The organism is Fluoribacter gormanii, assembly GCF_900156395.1.
Classification (GTDB): domain Bacteria; phylum Pseudomonadota; class Gammaproteobacteria; order Legionellales; family Legionellaceae; genus Legionella; species Legionella gormanii.
In genome coordinates this window covers 1-21624 of the sequence record NZ_FTNL01000033.1, presented here as the reverse complement: position 1 = coordinate 21624, position 21624 = coordinate 1, and the positions used below count along the sequence as shown (strand labels likewise).

Sequence of the window (21624 nt, the reverse complement as noted above, 5' to 3'; positions counted from 1 at the left end):
ATATTTTAAGATACTGAGAGCTATCATGAATCAAATCACACAAGTTAAAACCTATCTAGGTGAATTACAAAAATCAATCTGTAATGAATTGCTTGCCATAGATAATAAAGCTAACTTTTTATCAGATCATTGGGACGATCCAAATCTAGGATATGGAACAAGTTGTGTCATATCTAATGGGGATGTTTTTGAAAAAGGCGGGGTAAATTTTTCGCATGTCAGGGGCAGGAACTTGCCTGCTTCCGCCACGGAAAAACGACCTGAACTCAGTGGGTATCAGTTTGAAGTCCTTGGTGTTTCAATTGTAATCCATCCAATCAATCCATATGTGCCTACGTCGCATGCTAACTTTCGATTTTTTATAGCCACAAAGGAACATGCTGAGTCTATTTGGTGGTTTGGAGGCGGTTTTGATTTAACTCCATATTATGGATTCGTAGATGATTGTGTTTATTGGCACACTATGGCGAAAGAGGCTTGTGATAGTTTTGGTGACGACATATATCCGCGTTATAAAAAATGGTGTGATGATTATTTCCACATTAAACACAGAAATGAACCTCGGGGTATTGGTGGAATATTTTTTGATGATCTAAATATGTGGGAATTTGCAACGTGTTTTAATTTTTTAAAGGCCGTAGGGAATCAATATACCAAAGCTTATTGTCCTATTGTTCTTCGTCGAAAAAGTATGTCTTATACAGAAAGACAAAAGAGTTTTCAGCTGTATCGAAGAGGTCGTTATGCTGAATTTAATTTAATTCACGATCGAGGAACAGCTTTTGGCTTGCAAACAGGAGGACGGGTTGAATCGATTCTGATGTCTTTACCGCCCCAAGCAGCTTGGGTATACGATTGGCATCCAGAGCCAGGAAGTGAAGAAGAGAATTTATATACAGAATTTTTGATTAATAAAAATTGGCTTGATTGCAAAATTTAATAAAGAATAGCGAAATATTCTGACCATCAGGATGATTAAAATGATAGTAATTCCCCAATTTAGCCTCCCTGAATTAACAAAATATGAAAAGTCGAAATTGTTGCGCTATGCCCAGCAGCTTCTTGAAGCGCAACAACAAATGATTACTCCTGAAGGGCGAAATATCATTCATTATACTTTAGGCAATAATAGTCGCCATCAACACATGGATCATTACCCAAAGGGCGATCGGATTGATTACGATACTGGTGCTCAATATTTTTATCATTGCCATCGTGAGAATTTTGAGACAGAAGAACATGGACATTTCCACTGTTTTTTGCGTTATAAATATATTTCGAAAAAAATTAGACCAACACCTTTACCTGATTGGGATAAAAACAGCGATAATCCCATGACACACATTGTTGCCATTGCAATGAATCGTTATGGAGAACCTATTCGTTTATTTAGCATCAATCGATGGATATCCAATGAGATTTGGTATGATGCGAAACATACGTTGAGTTTTATTAAGAAATTTAAAATGAAAAAAAATGATAGTTCTTATTGGCAGATATTGGATCGCTGGATAGAGGGGATGATTCACTTATTTGCACCACAAATTCAATGGATAAATAAAGTACGGGATATGACTATTTCGCATTATAAGACAATCTATGCTGATGACAATATTTATGAGGATCCTCGATTGGATTTGTTATCTGAAATTCCAATTAATTTAAACCAACAAATTAGATGGGTCCTGGAACTTGATTAGACTGTAAGAATAGAGCAAGTCTAGAAGAAAAGGATGGTATACAAATCGAGCGTAAAGAAGGGCGTATTTAGAGTAAAACCTTTTTTTACATTTCAATGTGTTTTACTCGCATAACGCCCCTGGTGATGTTTAAATCATGTCTATTTCGGAATCGACATGATTTCATCCTTGGGGGCGATTTCCCCATTAGCAGAGGTGGTAACTTGGGAACCATAGAACATTTTGGACATCGGACTCCAGAAGAAAGAAAACGTTCTTGAAAAAGCACTGCTTGTCTCTAGATTTACTTTTTCAGGCTCTTTACTTTTTTCTTTTCTGCGATCAACTATGCCAAAATGCTTCACGGCGTGTTCTTCTGTCAACTTCATGAATTCTGATTCCGAAATGGGGGGAAGTGACAGCGGTCTGTCTTTATAAAAGCGTTCTGCGGCTGTTGCAATTAATCCATTAGCTTGATTTAGTAAGAGCAGTTCGTCTAATTTAATTTTATCGCTGGGAACCATATAACGCATAGCAGCCAAGTCATAGAGAAGAGTCTGAATTTGTTGATAAAGCCTTGCAAAATCTTCAATAGTATTAGCAAATTGTTCCTCATAACTCTTGGTAAGTTGCTCGATACTGTATTTTTCCAGACCCTTTCCATCGAGTTTTTTATAGATATGAGTTATTTTGATTGCTGATGGATGGTTAGGTAATGTTTTATATTCTTCGGAATTTATAATTTCATCCAGAATAACAGAGGGACTGTTTTCGTTCTGATTTGCTTGCATTAATAAAGCACTAAAAAAATGTATTAAACGATTATCTATGGATTCTTGCAAGCAATTAAAATCTTTTTCTAATCCCTGCGATTGGAGCATCAATGTATGGTTTATGCGAGTGAAGCTTAAGTTAAGAAGTTCTTCCACAAACTTTTTAATCGTACCATTATCAGATACAGATAGTTCTTGAAATTTAGTTAAAATATCAAGAATAGCTTGGTGCAGCATTTCTTTTTCTTTTTGTTTTTCAATAGAAGTCCAATCATCCGTTAAAAATTGCTGGCTAACCTGTTGAATCACTATGCCAAAGGTTTCCAAAACCGTTTTGCGAGTTACTTCAGAATCCAGGATAGAATGTTCTTTGTTGGCTATTTTTTTAATGTTCTCTTCAAGAATTGAACTTGCGGTGGCAATCATATCAGCAAGATTTTTTCTTTTAGTATCAAGGCCAAAAATTTTAAAGAAATGTGCTTGCATTAATAAGGCATGCTCCTCATTAACATAGCCAGAGTATGTCGAAAAAATGTCATTGAAGAACCCATAAATATGCCCTTTAAGCAAAGTTCTGCGTTGCTTGGTGAGTCCCATATAAGAATAATGGGTTGAGTTATATGCATCATACCCAATTTGATTTTTGGCAATCGCGGTATAAAGTTTTCGTAAAATTTCAGGAAAATCGAGTTCGGCCACATTAATTGAGTTCGGTTCGTTATTGTTTGCCGAATATTTTCTACCTAAAGCGGTATATTGATGAAAGATCTGCGTAGCATCATTAAACGCTACATCCTGCTTGCTTAAGAAACTAATTAGTTTATATATCATTAATTTTTGGACATGGGTGGTTTTATAACCATCGGGAGAGACAATTATTCCTTGTTGAGAACCATCATTTCCATTTGAGCCAGTGCCGTGATGTCCAGGCATGGAATATCGAACAAAATTTTGTTTTTCTTTGGAGACTACTTCAGGAAAAATTGGAGTAAATCCCCAATCAGAACGCTCATTTGCGTAATAAATCAATTCAACATTTTTTATAATTTCAGGTAAAGTAAAAAATCGTTCGTCATACCAGGTAATTGGAAAACAATCTCCTGGGACAGGATCTATTCCAAAAAAGTTTATTGAAGCATTAGGTAGAGATGCTTTTAGCTCGTTAAACCATTGCTCTTGCTCTTCTTTAGGTATCAGATTAATTTGAGATTTTAAGGGCTCAATAATATCTGGTGTATTATTTGTCGGGGTACCTTTTTGTCTTTTGACTTGCTGTTCAGACAACTGCTTTAACACTTCTTCAAAAGTAGCCGATGGTGCAATAATTGTTTGTATCGCTTCTAATTCATGGGCTATCAAAATTGATTCAACAGCGCCTCTGCTATGAGCAATAATGTTGATTGAAGTTTGCCCGCGAGCTATTGCTTTTAGAATTGCCGCCAGACCGAAGCCAATTTTTTCTCCTACATTAGCACCATCCGTTTTGGGCCCATTAATTACGGTCAGTTCATCAGCCTGAAAGGGATAGGGATCTTTGCCATCTACCTTCGACGTTTTAGCAGGTATTTTTGTTTTAATTAAAGAAGTAACCACACTCAATGTTTCTCCTTTAGGATAATCTTTTACTTTGGCTCCTTTGGTATAGGGGGTAGGTTTAGCTGTTTGTTTTAACTCGGGGGTAAAGTCAGTGAGCGTCCCTAACATTGTGAGCGTGAATGATTTCTTTTCAATTTTACTGTCCATAGTATCTGCCCCATATTGTGACATAATGACTCATTATAGAGTCCAATCTAAAAAAAAATAAACACGTTACGTTCATTTTTTGCATTGGCTTAATTAAATTTGAAAAGAATAGTTTTTGAGTCCCTCCAATAAAGAACATAACATTCCCGGTTTAGTCTTCAATGTACCAATAGGGGTGATTTTCAGAAGGAAATGAAGGAGACGAATCTTTACTATAATATCAAAGAGCTGTAAGTTAAAACCTAACTATCTTAATCAAATTTGATGTTGCAAAGATTCTATCTTTCACTTCGGAGGTAGCGATGGAGCACGAAAAACAACAATTAGGCGAACAGAGCATGGCTGGTTTCGAGAACCCTCCACTTCCTAAAACATCATCCGAATTTATCACGGTGCTGGCCCATTATCATCGAGCCGAGATTGCTCGAATGGCCGGATGGCGAGACCGTATTGATCGAACGACCAACTGGGCAATCACCGCTGCGGCTGCAATGCTTTCGCTGTCTTTATCGACTCCATCAGCTCATCACGGAGTCTTACTGTTTGCAATGTTGCTTGTTCTGCTACTTCTTCTCATTGAGTCGAGGCGGTATCGTTTCTTTGACGTCTATAGAGCACGTGTGCGTATGATCGAACGATATTATTTTGCTCCTATGTTTATGGCAACCAAAACAATGGAAGAGCCTTGGGCACAAGTTCTTGGGCAAGACTTGCTTGAACCACACTTTCTTATGAGCTTCGGCGCGGCAATATCACGAAGATTACGTAGAAATTATGTGTGGATGTTCCTCATTTTGCTGATGGCATGGATCTTGAAAATATCTTCCTCAAAACTACAACTCGTTGGGGGGCGTCAGGAAATGACAATGTCTTTCTTTGGAATTGTTGATAATGCTGCATTGGGGCCAATTCCTGGATGGGCTGTTATGTTCTGCGTTGCCCTGTTCTTTATATGGGTCGCTTATGCTTGTCTGCATTCACCAGAATATACTGGCGAATTGTTATATGGTGATGTTCATGTTTGATGCTAGGCATGCGGATTTAGAGCTTAAATCTAATAGATAGAGCAAGATGGGTTTAACAGCCTAAGGTATCTTGTACCTCTTTAGAGTCATTAATAGGTAAAATGTTTTATATATTGTGTCATTCCCGCGCAGGCGGGAATCTATATTAAACTTCTCTCTATCCCTTTGGTTATTCTGTGATCTTTACGAAGCCTTCTTGAACGAGTTCAATTAACCTTGCCATAGCGTCGGTGGTGACTTTGATTCCGGGGAGCAAATCGGTGTTTCCCCAATTATGAGCCTTTGCTGTAGCTCCACATAGCTCTACTTGCACGCCGCGCTTTATTAGATCGGCAATGAGTTCTTTATAAGGATTGCCTGTCGCGATATTTCGTTCGGTGTTATACAGTTCATCGTTGAGTACCACATGCCCAGCATTGGTATGAAAGACGACGATCACTTCTGATTTAGCATCCCAATCAGAGATGTCATTTTTGATGAGTTGAATGTGGAAAATCGATGCCGGCAGGTCGCCTTCGAATACCAGGGAACCAACACTGAATACTGCTTTTAGCTCTTTGAGTTTCACTGGTATATCAATATGAAGTGGTTTGTTTGAAATAGACATTTAAGATTCCTTTCAAGAGCCGACGTTTGGGGTTGTCATTAAAGTCGGCGGGTTAAAATATAGCGTTTCTGCGCGTTCTAACTATAAAAAGTATAGATTAAACGTTATGACTGTACAATATTGTCTCGATTTGTCCATCAAAAATCAAATTGGGTATCTTGAACTAGGAATGCCTAAACTGAGAGACCGCATGGAAACCGAGCCAAATTGAATTTCCTCAAATTCAAAGCGTACTGAATCATTAATATCTGAAGCTCCTAAAGCATACAACAAAGGGAAATAGTGATCAGGGGCTGGATTACTTAACCGACCAACCTCCGTAAAAGGTAATTCTTCGAGCAGAGGTTTATAATCTCGCTGGATAATACATTGTTTTACTTGTTCATCAAATTCAACTGCCCATGGGTAGGGGGGCGCATATTGATTATCCCAAATGATCATTTTGTCATTGTGAACAATATTTCCACTGCCCACGATGAGTACTCCATGATTACGCAGTTGTCTAAGACGAGTACCAAGCTCATAATGATAATCAGCTGGCTCTGCCATATTAATACTAAGTTGAATGATGGGTATATCGGCATCAGGATACATATGGATAAAAACAATCCAAATACCTTGATCAAACCCCCAATGTTCATCAAGCTGAATATGGGGTGTTTGAATTGCTGCTTTGATTTTCTCTGCTAATTCTGGAGCACCTCTGGCTGGATAGTTCACAGTAAATAATTCAGAAGGACCTTTGTGAAAATCATGTATTGTTTTAGGAAAATGAGTGTGGCTAATCCAGGTACGCGCAGTAAGCCAATGAGCGGAAATACAAAGAATTGCCTCTGGACGAGGTAATTTCTTTGCTAATTTCTTTAGTTTTTTTGTGAATGGATTGTCTTCAATTGCGTTGACAGGACTTCCATGTCCAATAAATAAAACGGGCATCCTGGAATGCTTCATAACGCCTCCATTTGTTCTGAGAAAACTACCATAATTATGATTTTAGAATAAAAAATAAAAGATGATATTGAGCAACGTGAAAACGAGATTTTGGAATGTTCTGGACTCTGAGTCATGAGTTATGGCAGCCCACTAATGTAGTATGTGCTTCATAAGGAGATGAACATACACTCTAGACACTTTGAAAATTAATTTTCCATCACTCTTTTCTTACGGTACTGTTTTGGTGAATCTATTAACAATGGATTGAAGTAAGTGTAGGCCAGCGGAGTTATGAATATGCCTGGTCAATAAAAGAACCGCGACAAGTCGCGGTATTATATTAACAACCTAAATAATTCATAGGAAAGTTAGTGTTTTTATTGCGGGGAATATGATTCCATTGTTTCAGATGCCTGATCCTTACTAGAATTAGGTTTAGTCATTAAAAATCCAGGCTTGAATCCTCCAAAACCAGTCGAAATATTTGGTTTTTCAACAGGTGAGTTTGGCTGACTTTGGAAAAATCCAGATCTAAATCCAGATAATCTGATTTGGGTGTTAATCCTAATTAATTCAGCTAGGATATCAATTTCATTTATATCGATAGTTCGGAATGAGGGGGCAGGGGAATCTTGCTTTGGTTGCTGACTTGGTTTAGGAATTTCAGATAAACTAATCCCACACTCTTCCAATTGACTTACATCTCTTTTAGATAAATGACTCGTCGTTTTTTGTTTGGCATGTTGTATCAGACTATCTTTTTCTTGTTTAGTTAATTCACGTTCTTTTAAACATTCCTTTTCAAACTTTGAACCTTTAAATTCAGCATAAAATATACCAAAAGTTTTTACCATTTGTTTCACCTGATCTTCAGTAATAAATTGATCACTTGGGTGTTCAGGTGACTTTTGAGCAATAATTAATTGATTAAAAAAGTGTTCTAGTAATTCAGGTGTGATATCTTGGTCAAAACTATAATGTATATGCACTATCTGTGTTTCTCTTTTAATTCCATGGTGTCGCTTTATATGCTCAGCATCCTCTCCACGCACCATGTTTTGAAGATGCTCCAGTGACGCATGTGCAGACAACAAATGAGTAAATCGTTCTCGCATTTGCGCAGCCAGATATTTATCAGCTGGGTCAGCTGTTTCAAAATTGACATTAATTACGTCGTTTATCACGACTAAATAAATAAAAATGCCTTCCTTAGATGCAAGCTCTATTCTAAATGACACAAACACCCCCTTGGATGAATTTAAGATGAATCAAAATGGGGCTTATTGTATGTAAGGATCCTTAAGTGAATATTAAATTGATAGATAATATTTTAAATAAAATCAATAAATACAGATAATTAGAGATACAAAGCAGTCGCTAAGATGCTTTTTGTCTTAATGTATTTATTAAAAACGGTAGATGAAATTGGGAGATTAATAAAATCCTGTATTTCCGATATCGAGTCGCAATACCTGCTCCTCTTCTTTTTTTACTGTCAATTGCAATTCCTTATAAAGAGGAGTGAATTCAGCATAGTACATGAGGAGCTCCCCTGTCCGGCCGTCTAATAAAACAGAGGCATGAGAATGAACTTCTTTGTTGTTCTCTTGGGAGGGAGCGTCTAATTTTTGAGTAAGGCTTTAATTGCTTTAAGTCTTTCAAGAGCACAAATCAACTTCGTGAGATCGTTCCAAATGTTACTCCAAATTTTAATATATTCAGTTTTTTGAAGCACGTTAATTCTCTAAAAAATTTACCCTATTAGTACAAAAATAGCACAAAATAATTATCGAATTATTAGGTATGTCTAGCTTTGATTACTTGAAACTATCTAATTTGCCCCTACATATCAAATACTCTTTTGAAATAAAATAAAGTGAAAGAGAACTTTTAAAATTAGGGTGATAACTATTAGCTCATAATTACTTATCGAAAAACTTGAATTTTTGATATCCCAATTTAGAAAGGAGATTTAAATGAAAAAGAAACTACTTCCTATTTTAATCTCTGTTCCTCTCATCTCGATGATATCAGCAGGAGCCAGAGCACTTGAGGCAAAACAAAATAATCAAGTGCAAAAGAGTACTCAGCAAGTAACTTTGGATCCCTTTGATAATGATCCCTTTTTTCAATCGCCTAATGATATTTTGAAGCAAATGGTTCAAATGCAACGAGCTATGGATCAATTTATGAAAAGTCAATTTTCACAAATGCAGCATAATTTGGCGAATCAACCCAATCAAATACCATTTGGCAGTACAAATACCATTGAAATTAAAGAAAGTAAAAATGAGATTATTTATAAAATAAAATTACCAAAAGGTGCTGATAGTAAAGTTGATGTCTCTGTCAAAGAGGGACAGTTAATAGTGAATTCAAACGTAACGCAAAAAATTACACGTGAAGTAGATAATAGTAAAAGTGTAAGTTACACGCAGAGCAATTACAGCCAAGCATTTCAATTACCTCAGGGGTACGATCCTAACTCTATGACCACAAAAACAAAAGATTCAAATTTGATTGTTACTTTCAAAAAATCAATTGCTACATCTTCAATACTTTAAAAACGTACAGGTTTAAAATTTGCACAGTAACGCCAGATTTTTGGCGTTACTCTATGGACATGCTCTTAATAATGGTATAAAACTTTGACTATATGTTCGTGCTCATGATGTGATGCGTTTAGTATTGAGGGTGAAAAAAGTGCCTAAACTAGTTCATGTTCTAATATCAGGTGGGGGTATATCGGGTTTAACTCTGGCTAATTTATTAGTTCGAGTTAATAAAAATGTAAAATTTCACGTCACCATATTTGACTCTCGATCTAACTTAAGCAATAACCAAGGGAGTATTGGCGGAGGTATTGGTCTTTGGCCGCCAAGTCAGTTGGTATTGAACAATATACCAAATTATCAAAATTTTATTCAACAATTCGCTTATCCTATGCCTTTTCCTAGTTACCGGGATTCGAATGGACGGATATTGGCAAGAGCAAGTGATGATTTTGGTACCCGATTTCCTGTGCAATGTTTAAACCGAGATGATTTAATCAATCTGTTGTTAGAAGGTTTAAAAAATAGAGATGATGTTGAACTTATTACATCACAAAAAATCGATGGATATAAAAGAGACAAAGATGAAATTGTGGTTACTCTTGATGGGAATAAATCATATAGAGGCGATTTACTAATCGCTTGTGATGGCATCCACTCAAAAATCAGAAATTGTCTGATGTCTGAATTAGAACGACCACCTGTTCATGAGACCGATCTTGGTTATACTTATTTTCGTGCAAATGTTCAGCTCCCTGTAGATACCCAACATAAATGGTGGTCATCATCATTTGAAACATGGGGAACGTACCAATCTAAAAAGTACGGCAATCATGAAGTTCGGTTTGGTTATGTTCCGTTGAAACCACCAAATGCTTTTTGGTTTATCGCTGTTAAAACACAAGAGAATCACAAATATCTATCCCCAATTAATGGAGTTAAGTTAGTTGACGAGGATACTAAGAAATTTCTAAACGATTTGGTTAGAGAATGGAAACCTGTTCGCGCCGATTCGGGGGATGTCGCAGTTGATTATGAAGAGTTAATTAATTTGACCAGTCAAATAATCAGAACTGATATTGCTAAAATTGAAGGGGTTGAACAGTTTCCCTGGACATCACGGGACAATCGAGTTGTGCTGATGGGGGATGCAGCTCATGCTACTGCACCGAATATTGCTCAAGGAGCTGGCTTGTGTATCGAAGATGCAGCCTGCTTGGCATCTAAATTGAATCGAGTTGACTATTTAAAAGGTATATCTGAATACGAACAAGAACGAAAACCTCGAGCTAAAACAGTTCAAAGTGTTGCGGATTTGGTTGCTTCAGTAGGACAAGTTCAAAATCCATTACTTAGAATGTTAAGAAACGGTGCTATGCGAACCGCTACTCAGTTTTTTCCATCATTACAACGCGGTATATTTGACTATTTAGTATCGTTTAGCTTGGGTGGATCAACAAAGTCAACATACTGGCAAGCCCCTCCATTATCGATAACTGATAAGGATCCAACCTCTTTATTTGGTAACGCTTTTCCTGATGCGCATTTACTTGATAACCAGGTAAAAGATTTTAAAACTGCACGCATTGGGGGTAGTGGTTTAGGTGCTGTTACCGTAGAAAAGCCTACATCTTTAGCAAAAATAATCGGATATTTTTCAGGCTTGCCTAGTGATATGAATCAGCAACCATTTTACGCTGAGGTAATCAATTTATCTAAAAATGTACAACGCTGGAACAGGGTGTTTGGCTATAATACACCGCAACAGAAAACATATTCAACTACACACTCGCTCTACAGCGGGTTTAATCGACAAATGCATTTAAGTGAAGGCATCGGAGGGGTTTTAGACAAAGCGATTCGTTTTATATACAACATACGGCTACAACCAGATAAGTCGTTAAAATATGAATCCCAAGGTATAACATTTTTTGATTCATTCAAAATACCATTACCCACGTTTTTATTACCAAAATCAGAGTGGATTGAAAAGCCAACAGAGCAGGGGTGGGAATTTGATGGCAAAATTTCCTTTCCTATGATTGGCACCTTATTGCATTACTATGGTCACTTTCAAGTGAATAAAATCGATTTTGTCCAGAATAAGAGAATAATCATAGCAGGTGGCTCCGGGATGATCGGAAAAGAGGTGTGTCTGGAGTTTGTTAAAAAAGGGTATGACGTATATTGTCTAAGTCGCTCTTCGGATACACAAATAAATATTGAAGGCGTCAAAGTTAGACAAATTGATGAAGATTGGTCAGAACTAATTGATAAAAACACAATCATATTAAATTTGAGTGGCGAAAATCCAGGTGCTAAAAGATGGACTCCTTCTGTAAAATCGGATATAGCAGAATCACGCTTTCGTGTAATTGATACAATAATTCGCAACATTGATAAAGCTCGCGAAAAACCATTAAAGTATCTGCAAGCTTCAGCTGTTGGGTTTTATGGAAATGCTGGCGATACCATTTTGACAGAAGAAAACGAATCAGTCGAGGGCAGTGATCCTGGAACAAAATTCAGAGTGGATGTCTGCAAGGAAATTGAAAATAGAGCAAATAAGGCAAATTGTAACGTGGTTAATTTAAGACTTGGACATGTTCTATCGAATTCTGGTGGTCTTTTTCCTTACTATAGATACGCTGGATTTTTTGGAGCAGGTAGATTTGGTTCTGGTAATCAATATGTTCCTTATGTACATGTTAAGGATGTTGCGAAAGCTATAGAATTTATTGCTAACAACGAAAATATTATTGATGGAGCAATAAATATCACTGCTCCGCAACCATGCACTAATTCTGAAATTTTGAAAAAGCTGCGAATGGTTAAATCGGGGCCAGGAGTACCAGTGCCAGACTCAGTTTTAAAATTACTAATTGGCGAGTCATCTGTCATATTAACTGACTCTGAACGTGTATCGCCGAAAAGATTACTCGAGAATGGATTTGAATTTGATTACAGTACCATAAATGAATCCTTGCATGGATTACAATAGGAGAATACTTCTAACCTGGTTTTTATGAGCTAACCTTTCTCAAAAATGGCCGTATGTTTAGTGAGTTTTGTTTGCGAACCACAGCTTATTCAAAATCAGGCGTTAAATAGTTAAAAAATAATTTTAGTCAAGACTGTTATTTTACTTTTTAATTGTATAATATAGCACTCCCTTAATTCTCTTTTTAATACCCACAGGCCTGTGGATATTTATTTCAATCAATAATTAATCAATAAACAACAAGGTTAAATAAGTCCTTGCTTTATATGCATTATTCTATTTTTTAATACCCATTCGCTGATTTAAGTTATTCACATTTTCTGTGGATAAGTCTGTTTATATTCAGTTTAATAGCTTGTGGGTATATGAAGTTAGTAGGATGATTCATCCTTTTCCAATGTGTTCTTCTAAGTAAATTAATTTTAAAATCGCAGAATCATAGATGATTATCATTATGATATCTCACTACATCTGCTTATGGCGAAAATCAAAATTAGACATATCTCGCTGGCAGCAATTTATTTCATATAGTCTGGGGGACAGAGGTGTTGCGCTAAATTAGCTAAGCAGTTATTCTCAACACCCCATTTCCGGAGCTACTATGATGGATCGACTTTATCGTTTTAGTTCTGCAAAAGCGGCGCATATTTCTTTAACTAGCAATACAATCGCTTTTCTAGTTTGGCGAAGTTTCATTGTTGTAATTATTTTAAGGATAGGTTTGTGACACACTATATACGTTATTTTATCTTTACCATCTCATCTTTTTTATCGATAACTGGCTATGCAGTTGAGCCTATTATTCGCAGTACTACAAATAATGAGATGCCTACTCAAACTCAAGATGACCAGACTTATCAATCTATTCAGTCTCCCCGAATTACCTGGCCAGGCTATAACAGTGCTATGGCACAAGTAGATAATACTGAAAATGGTTTTGGCAGTTTCACCGCAAATGCCACAGACAGTTCGAATCATCCTGTTACCTATTTATTTGAAGTAATTGCAGGACCAGGAACGGTTAAGGGATCTCAAACAGGTTCATTCAGTTTATCTGGAGTAAACGGTTCCACAGTGGTAAGAATAACTGCAACAGCTGATGATGCAGCCCCTGTAGTTGGAGCAGCAATTACTGTTCAAGTATCAACAGTACCCATTAAAGTACTTGCGTTTTACAATAATACTTCAGAGACTATCTATCCTGTTATCGAGGCGCCAATATCTGGAGTTGTGCCGTCAGTAGCGTTACCTAGAGATCCTTGGATGCAGGGACTATTTGCAGTCACCGATGTGAATAAATTTAGATTTCAAGCTACAAAATTGCATCGGGTCTATGTTAATGGAACTAATGGGATACCTCCTAAGCAAACAGCATTGGTTTCGGTACCATTTTACAGCCATTTGGTTCCTAATCCATCAGGCGGAGATATAGCTGACCATTACGTCGATTGGTGGTCTTCGATGCGTGTATACCTCTATGATGTGCAATCTAACTTAGTACAAACTCAAAGTGAGCCGGGTGTTAGCCCTGTTACGTTATACTCTCCTGGTCCGACCTGTATTAGTGGTTGTTCACAAACGGAGGTATTTAGTGCAACAGGAATTATGCCAACCAATGATCCACAGCAGCTCACAGAATACACTTTTGCTGACGTTATAACAGCTGCCTCAGTCCCTTATCCAATCAATCTTAGTATCGTTAATTATGATTATTCAGCTGTAGATCAAGTGTATTTGCCAGTGGCAATGGAGCCCTATGGTTCAAACTTGGTTGGTTATACTGGAACTGTTCTGGATTTAACGAGCTTTAGAAATAGTTTGAACACCTTTTTAGCTGAAACATCATGGCCTGCTTACGCAGGACTCCCTTACCCTCGAGCTCCTGGAGCTTACAATGTGGTAATAGGAAACTCACAGCTAACACCTACAGGTCCTCAAACAACTGAGCTTACAAATAATTGGATTGACTGTTTAGCAAATGTTTCGAATCCAAACCATGCAAATTGTCTGACAGTAAATAATTTATTTGTGGTTAAAAACTATCAAAATGCTTGTGATAATGAGGGTTTACCAACGACAGCAGAACTACTTCAACACATTTATGGGTATGTTTCGTTCTGTGCCACTCCTTTACCGAGCAGCGGCTTCGATTTTGATGCTTATTCAGCCCTGCAGTATAACTTTGTAGGTTATGCTCAAGATTTTAATCCCTATACTCAGCTGATACATAGAGCGTTGCGCATGAATGTTTATGCATATTCTGTAGACGATGCAGTGGGCTTTATTAGGACGACAGGAAATGGACTTGTAGTAACAGTCGGAGGTGATATCGGTTTAACAAATCCCCAACAATATGATAAGCAAAAAGTAATAACAGTGAGTCCTGGCACACCGCCACCTGGACCTCTTCCTATATTTACGCATTATGGCGTCTGCTCAAAGACAGCATCATCAGGTCAACTTGGAAGAGGGGAGTCATTCTCACTCCAACTGCCGAATAGTTCTTTTCCTTGTGAGATTACTTTAGAGGATTCAAATCATATACTGTATCACTTCACGTTGAACGAGCCTGCACCATTAACTTCAACTGCTGCAGACATCAGCTGTGCTGCGGCAGATAATTCTTGGTGTAGCGGAGTTCAGATTACTTCGGCACAAGGGATTAGTACTTCAGCCCCAAATCCATAGTTTGTCTGTGATCAGGGAATATTAGGCCAATATACTCGGTGGCCTAATACTCCCGAACTCATGCACGGCGCAAAATTTAAAATATCCATTGGTCTATTAAACTAAATCACTTAATGCAATAAAATGTTCTGTGGGGTCTTTTTTGCTTTAATGCGGATTTTAATGACCAAATTAATTTCTTTTGCATCCAATAAATTAGCTAACGTACTAAAGTTATTCGATACTTTCCAGCTAAGCTATTGGTATTTTACGATTTGTTTATAACCATTAAGATGGTTTTTAATGAATCCGGTTACATTTATTTGATCACAATCTACACTCTTTTACCAAATTTATGCCTAAAATATAGGAAGACACTATTGTAAATGAGAGTGCTTAAGTTTGGGCAACCTAGTCCAATCTATTGATGAGAGATTGATGTCGCTGATTTAATTTTAAAAGTGGGAGACGTGAATCATGGTGCTAAATAAAATAACACTCTCTGAATTAGAAAAGATCGCTGCGGAGCGCGATAGTTTACTTTGTAAAATTAAAGAGTATGAAAAATTATTAGAAGAAAAACCTGACTCAGCTATTCAATATATCAATAATGTGACTGTCCCATTCTACCAATTTTCCTTAGATTTAAAAAAAATTAACTATATCAATAAAGCAGCAGAGCTTTTTTGTGGTTCTAGTTCTGAAGAGATCTACCAAAATGCAGATTTATGGTTTTCATCGATTTATCAAGAAGATAAGTCAAATGTAATAGAGTCATTATTCCAGATGGTGAAAAATAAAAAAAAAGAAATATTGCTTGAATATCGAATTAAAAAGCCAGACGACACTATAGTGTACATCGCTGATAGAGCCACGTTGATTAACGATGCTCAAGGTCATCCAAACTGCATCATGGGTTTTTTGACTGATATGACCGGATTTATGAATGCGAGAAAGGAAATGTTGATTTATGATCAAATTTTGAGTGTCTCGCAAACTGAAAAAAGTATTGATGTTGCTGTCGAGGCAATATTGAAAATAAGCTGTTTAAGCTTCGAATGGGATGAGGCAGAAGTGTGGCTAGTCGAACAATCATCGGGTTTATTATATTGCATTAAGATTTGGAGCAGACTCCATAATGAACCCAAAGAATTTTATGAGGCATCCTATCAGCTAAAAATTCCAGCCAATCAAGGGTTTCAGGGAGAAGTGTTACGAACTAAACTACCGACTCTAGCAAATGATTATAGGAAAAACAAAGGATTCATTCGTGGTGAGCTCATCACAAAAGCTGGATTTAAGACCGCGTTTGGCATACCTATTTTATATCAGGGCAACGCACTTGGTGTGCTTATTTTTTTTTCAAAAAAGATAAAAAATCTCACCCATGAACAAATTCACATGTTGCAAAGAATATCTGAAATACTTGGAGAACGTATTCAGAGTAAAATCAGTAAAGAAGAAATGTCATACATGATTTATCATGACAATTTAACCGGACTAATTAATAGATTTGGTTTGGAAGCATTTTTACAAAATCAAATTAGTAAAAATAAAAATGAATCAGTTTCGCTCATCATAATTAATTTAGATCAATTTCATAATCTCAATGAATCCATGGGATTTAGTTTCGGTGACTCATTAATTGGGAATATTGCTTCAAAGTTAAATGAGCATTTGTTTGACACAATCAGTGCAATCGCAAATATTGGTGGGGGACAACTCGCTTTTGTGTTATGCAATATCAAACGACCTGAAGAAATTGCACCGCTATTAGAAAGAATAAAAGCAATTGTCAAAGCACCGTTAAATATCCAAGATAAACGAATTTTATTAACATTAAGTATAGGAGTGGCCATCTATCCTTATGATGCGATTGAATACCTTTCTTTATTGAAAAATACAACAATAGCACTTAATCATGCCAAATCAAGAGGCGGTGATTGTGTGCAATATTTTTCTGAAACACTCCAAAAAACCGTCACAGAAGCCATTAATCTTGAGAGCGATTTACGAAAGGCTCTCAGTGAAAACGATTTTAGAATACATTATCAACCCAAGGTAGATATAGAGTCAGGAAGTATTATCGGCCTTGAAGCATTACTACGCTGGCAAAGTCCTGATAGAGGATTGCTGCTGCCAGATTCATTTCTAAATGTCGCGGAACAATCAGACTTAATTGTTTACATTGGCAAATGGGTATTACTGCAAATCTGCCGGGATTTTCCATTTACTGATTTAAATATGCCAGTATCTGTTAATTTTTCTGCCCGTCAATTTCAAAAACAATTCGAGATTGAGCATTTTATTAAGATAATGTTAGAGAAATTCTCTTTGCGGCCTAGCTTCCTCGAGATCGAAGTTACTGAATCACAAATGATGAGTGATCCCATCCGTAGTATGGATGTGCTTTCATCACTTCAAAAAATTGGTACCACCATCTCTATTGATGATTTTGGTGTTGGATATAGTTCATTTGAATATTTGAAGAGGTTCAGACCCAATAGAATAAAAATAGATAAATCATTTATTGATGGATTACCTTTCGACCGAGAAAATGCGGGCATTGTGAGAGCAATTATTGCATTATGTAAAAGCTTAAATATAAAAGTAATTGCCGAAGGCGTTGAAAATGCCGAACAATTACGATTTTTAATCAATGAGCAATGCGATGAGATTCAAGGTTTTTATTTTTCAAAACCATTACCTCTCTATGACGTCAGAGATTTAATCGATAGAAAAGTGAAGCTGGTATTACCCGATGGAATTAAACGAAGATAGCTTATTGGCCGGTTAATGATGGAGTGAACGGTCTCGAGCAAAAATGCAATTCGTACAGCAGGAGTCAATTTTTTTGCTGCAGAGCCTTACTAACTTGGGTGGAGGCATCATAATGCCTCCAAAATTCTTAATTCTAAAGGTCAAAGGAAAAGAAAAATTATTCTATAATAAAGATCAGGAGAAAAATTATAAATCAAGGAAAATATTGTGCCTTGTCAAAAATGTGATTTAGCGACATCTTATAAACTGGCTGGAATTTATCATTTGCTCATCTCAACTCCACGAGGCCATTCTTATTCAAAGCTATTAACTTACTTAACTGAAAATAATTATGATGTCAAAATAAAAGAGAATTCAATTCTTGAGTTAATCTTTTCCGCTGAGGAAGCACAAGACATAGGCCATGCCCTCGAGCGATGTTTCTCGCAAGCGGAACTTGAGGATAGCAAAGCTGTTTTGTTGCCAATTGATACTCCGGATAGAAGCATAGAGAAAGTGCTAAATAATACACATACACTCAAAGAAATTGTCGGTTTATGTCTATCACAATGGCTAGTTGGACTCATTGAAAATCAAGGATTAGCAACATTTTGCCAATCGATAGTACATAGTAATACACTTCAGCCCTATGGCTTTGAATGCCTGCTAAGAGGAACGCAGGGTAATACTATCATACCTGCATTAGATATATTGGGAGCGGCAAAATCCAGTGGCATGCTATTTTTATTAGATAAAAAGGCACGTATATGCCATATTGAAAATATGAGTAAAATTGATGTTTTTGATAAAAAAATATTCATTAATTTTAATCCAACAGCGATTTATGATCCTCATTTTTGCTTAACGACAACAAATCAAGCCTTAAAGAAAACCTCTATCAAACCGTCACAAATTGTATTTGAAGTCACTGAAAGTGATGAGGTTAAAGATAAAAAGCATCTGTTAAAAATAATGGATTATTACCGAGAGCAAGGATACTGTGTTGCTCTTGACGATTTGGGTTCCGGTTATAGCTCTTTGAACTTACTTACTGAGTTACAACCTGATTACGTTAAGCTTGATCAAGAATTAGTTAGTCAAATTCATTCAAATGAATTTAAGCAAATCATATTGGAGAAAATATGTGAGATGGCTAAAAAGCTAAAGATAAAAATTATCTGTGAAGGGATTGAAACAAAAGATCAACTGCAGATTATTAAAAATTATGACATTGATTTTTATCAAGGTTTTTTATTTGATAAACCTATGCCGTACGAAATAATACCTGAGTATATCAAATCGAAAGATAAATAACGTGGATAAAAAGCCGAGCCACTTGATGTCCTAATGGCCCAGAATAATTTATTTTATTACAAATTTTATCGAGTTAAACCTCTGTAATGTCCTGCGATGTATAACAGTGTCGTACTCAAATACGCAAATTTCCAGCAACCAATTTTTCTTTCTCCATAGAAATTCTAGAGATGCATCCACCTAACTTGATGTGTTTTATTTCATCTGTTTCCTTGACAATAGTTTACTAGTAAACTATATTTTAAGTGGAGGTGTTAATAATGAATAAAATAACTAAAATTAAGGTGAGTGAGTTAACTTCTCACATTGGCTATTGGATGCGGCTTGTTTCGAACAATGTATCGCACTCTTTTGCTCGAAAACTCGATTCAAGCAATATTACAGTCGCAGAATGGGTTATCTTACGAGAAATGTATCGTGATAATGATACAACATCACCAAGTAAAGTTGCAGAATTAACAGGATTATCTCGTGGTGCTATATCAAAGCTTATCGATCGTTTGCTTCGTAAGGGGTTGGTTACTCGTGAAGAAGCAACAGGTGATCGTCGATACCAGAACATTACAATGACTACTAAATCAATTTCTCTGATTCCTGAACTAGTTGCTCTTGCAGATGAGAATGATGAAACGTTTTTTTCTGTTTTGACAGAATCTGAGCGACAAACGCTCCTTACCGTTTTAAAAAAACTTGCGAAGCATCACCAGATGCTCAGACATCCAATTGAATAGGAGGGAAAAATGAACAGCAAAATAATTCATGAATGTACGATAGGGGCTCTTGAAGGAAGAGTATCATTTCCAGAGACCGTGAAAAAACTCATAGATATTAACATTGAGCGATATCATGCAGACCTTGTTCGTCTGGAAAAAGTCTTTTATGCGAACAATGGGGAAACCTATATTGAACGGTTATCATTTGCAGACTGTCCATGCTTGACCGAGCAATTTGATGCGGAAACTATTAATGCTGCGATACGTAGTATTCAACACAACGAAATTGATTATCCAGAGTTCTTACGTCGCATTATTGCAGGAGGTTGTGCGAGTTATGTGGTTTGGATTGATGGACAGTTCGCATCATATTTTGGTCGTAAAGGCGAATGTCATATTGAAAAATTTCCTTCTCAAAAATAGTTGCTAAGTAGAGCGATTAAAATACGAGGTATTTAATTCGCTCCGCTAAAATGATTGCAATTAAACATCTCCTTTTTATATGGCTTTAATTTCAACACTATCTTTTAATATTTGAAATAAAATAAGATAGTGTTGTAACGGCCTCGAATTTTGCATTATGGCTCAAAATTCAAGTCCTGACCTTTTTAGTGCTTTTTGCGCATATTATAATTTGACGGTTGTGTCGGATACAACTGTTCTATGCTTTCTTGCTACTTGCTCATCAATTGGTTTAACTTAAAACATAATGATTTTATTTGTGCTACACTGTAAGAATGTTTTTATAAATAAAGACGAACTACAAGATCGTTCCTAATTATTTCAAGCTTGTTATAGAATTGAAAAAATACTTCTGGCATGTTGCAAAAATAAAGATGTTCAATCATCGCTAAAGTGACCTCAAAAGTTCAAAAAATCTAGTCTATTTCAATTAGCTTCATATTTATGGTGAGGAGATTCTCCATTAATCGAGACTTTATTTTTAACTCAAGAGCACGTGAGGCATGATGATTTCCCAAATCGCTTTTTTATTAAACCAAGTATTAGAAAATCAATATTCAACTTCAAATAAGTACATAAAACAAAGAGAAAATACTGCTACTGATCAAATAGATATAGAAATAAATAAACTAACCCAAACCGATCCTAAATTAAACAAAGATGTGATTAAGCTTGCTTTAAGAGCCTATAAAAAAGCTTTTGCACAAGGCAAAGTTAAAAATACAATGCTAACTATTATCGACTTCTCTGTCCCATCCAATGAATATCGTATGTGGATTTTTAATATGCAGAAAGATACGTTAGTACTTAAAACCTATGTTGCACATGGACAAAATTCAGGAAACGGTCCTGTACCCTATAAGTTTTCTAACGAAATAAGTGGTAAGCAATCAAGCCTCGGAACCTATATTACTGAAGGGACATACATTGGCCATAATGGTTACTCGTTGAACCTTGATGGATTGGAAGAAGACTTGAATTCTAATGCTTACAAGCGACGGGTTGTAGTCCATGGGGCGTGGTATGTGGAGCCCTCCTATATCAAAGAAGCTGGTCGTGCTGGATGCTCATGGGGCTGTCCTGCAGTTGCTGCAAGTCAGGCAAAATCCATTATCAATACCATAAAAAACGGATCAGTATTATTCGCCTACTTTCCAGATAGCTATTTTCTAAGTCACTCCAAATATGCCTTATGAGATGGGATTTAACAATTGAAGCAATATTCGCTTTTTGGCGCAGATACGCTCCGTAACGCACCATCTTATGAACCCGCTCAGATTGCAAAGCCTGCCATGAAGGCGGTATTTAGTAAATCAAATGGAATAACTAAAAGTTTATACCGTAAAATGGTAACTCCCCACGTCATCCCGAACCCGAGCGCAGCGAGGGTGAGGG

16 protein-coding genes are annotated in these 21624 nt (G+C 36.6%); 12 read left to right on the top strand and 4 right to left on the bottom strand.

Annotated features, from left to right (window positions below; translation table 11 throughout):
• The first annotated feature begins 25 nt into the window (after positions 1 to 25).
• Together hemF and BW930_RS15545 are read left to right on the top strand one after the other, a co-directional pair.
• Positions 26 to 940, top strand: a complete 915-nt coding sequence (gene hemF, locus BW930_RS15550; protein ID WP_115266205.1) for an oxygen-dependent coproporphyrinogen oxidase — start codon at positions 26 to 28, stop codon at positions 938 to 940.
• Between the two features lie 40 nt (positions 941 to 980).
• Complete coding sequence (locus BW930_RS15545; protein WP_058467715.1) at positions 981 to 1700, top strand: DUF6969 family protein; 720 nt, start codon at positions 981 to 983, stop codon at positions 1698 to 1700.
• Positions 1701 to 1840: 140 nt separating this feature from the next.
• Here BW930_RS15545 and BW930_RS15540 read toward each other — a convergent pair whose 3' ends face one another.
• Positions 1841 to 4219 (bottom strand): hypothetical protein, encoded by a 2379-nt coding sequence (locus BW930_RS15540; RefSeq protein ID WP_238587846.1) that lies wholly within the window; start codon positions 4217 to 4219, stop codon positions 1841 to 1843.
• A gap of 278 nt (positions 4220 to 4497) precedes the next feature.
• Between BW930_RS15540 and BW930_RS15535 the strand changes: the two genes are divergently transcribed.
• Positions 4498 to 5220, top strand: a complete 723-nt coding sequence (locus BW930_RS15535; protein WP_058467716.1) for a DUF2270 domain-containing protein — start codon at positions 4498 to 4500, stop codon at positions 5218 to 5220.
• Positions 5221 to 5389: 169 nt separating this feature from the next.
• Here the strand turns inward: BW930_RS15535 and BW930_RS15530 are convergent, their stop codons facing one another.
• The 3 genes from BW930_RS15530 to BW930_RS15520 form a co-directional block, all read right to left on the bottom strand.
• Positions 5390 to 5827 (bottom strand): DsrE family protein, encoded by a 438-nt coding sequence (locus tag BW930_RS15530; protein WP_058467717.1) that lies wholly within the window; start codon positions 5825 to 5827, stop codon positions 5390 to 5392.
• Positions 5828 to 5971: 144 nt separating this feature from the next.
• Complete coding sequence (gene ygiD, locus BW930_RS15525) at positions 5972 to 6778, bottom strand: 4,5-DOPA-extradiol-dioxygenase (protein WP_058467718.1); 807 nt, start codon at positions 6776 to 6778, stop codon at positions 5972 to 5974.
• Between the two features lie 359 nt (positions 6779 to 7137).
• Complete coding sequence (locus BW930_RS15520; protein ID WP_058467719.1) at positions 7138 to 7998, bottom strand: hypothetical protein; 861 nt, start codon at positions 7996 to 7998, stop codon at positions 7138 to 7140.
• Positions 7999 to 8736: 738 nt separating this feature from the next.
• On the opposite strand from BW930_RS15520, the gene BW930_RS15515 reads away from it, so the two are divergent.
• The 9 genes from BW930_RS15515 to BW930_RS15475 all read left to right on the top strand — a co-directional run bounded on the left by BW930_RS15515 (position 8737) and on the right by BW930_RS15475 (position 21425).
• Positions 8737 to 9324, top strand: coding sequence for an Hsp20/alpha crystallin family protein (locus BW930_RS15515; protein ID WP_058467720.1), 588 nt, complete (start codon positions 8737 to 8739; stop codon positions 9322 to 9324).
• Between the two features lie 139 nt (positions 9325 to 9463).
• On the top strand, positions 9464 to 12313 hold the full coding sequence (locus BW930_RS15510) for a TIGR01777 family oxidoreductase (protein ID WP_058468040.1): 2850 nt from the start codon (positions 9464 to 9466) through the stop codon (positions 12311 to 12313).
• Positions 12314 to 12914: 601 nt separating this feature from the next.
• The gene (locus BW930_RS17455; RefSeq protein ID WP_265656757.1) at positions 12915 to 13040 is read left to right on the top strand and encodes a hypothetical protein; all 126 of its coding nucleotides are present in this window, start codon (positions 12915 to 12917) and stop codon (positions 13038 to 13040) included.
• Entirely contained in the window at positions 13037 to 15001 is a 1965-nt protein-coding gene (locus BW930_RS15505; RefSeq protein ID WP_058467721.1) for a hypothetical protein, read from the top strand. The genes BW930_RS17455 and BW930_RS15505 overlap by 4 nt, the downstream gene beginning before the upstream one ends.
• Before the next feature lie 456 nt (positions 15002 to 15457).
• Positions 15458 to 17761, top strand: a complete 2304-nt coding sequence (locus BW930_RS15500; RefSeq protein WP_058467722.1) for a GGDEF domain-containing phosphodiesterase — start codon at positions 15458 to 15460, stop codon at positions 17759 to 17761.
• 207 nt (positions 17762 to 17968) lie between these two features.
• Positions 17969 to 19054 carry an EAL domain-containing protein gene (locus tag BW930_RS15490; protein WP_058467724.1) on the top strand — a complete coding sequence of 362 codons (1086 nt, stop codon included), beginning with the start codon at positions 17969 to 17971 and terminating at the stop codon, positions 19052 to 19054.
• 260 nt (positions 19055 to 19314) lie between these two features.
• Positions 19315 to 19785 carry a MarR family winged helix-turn-helix transcriptional regulator gene (locus BW930_RS15485; RefSeq protein WP_058467725.1) on the top strand — a complete coding sequence of 157 codons (471 nt, stop codon included), beginning with the start codon at positions 19315 to 19317 and terminating at the stop codon, positions 19783 to 19785.
• Positions 19786 to 19794: 9 nt separating this feature from the next.
• A complete protein-coding gene (locus tag BW930_RS15480; protein ID WP_058467726.1) occupies positions 19795 to 20190 on the top strand; it encodes a DUF1398 family protein in 396 nt (131 codons plus the stop codon).
• Between the two features lie 545 nt (positions 20191 to 20735).
• The gene (locus tag BW930_RS15475; RefSeq protein WP_058467727.1) at positions 20736 to 21425 is read left to right on the top strand and encodes a murein L,D-transpeptidase catalytic domain family protein; all 690 of its coding nucleotides are present in this window, start codon (positions 20736 to 20738) and stop codon (positions 21423 to 21425) included.
• The last annotated feature ends 199 nt before the right edge of the window (positions 21426 to 21624 follow it).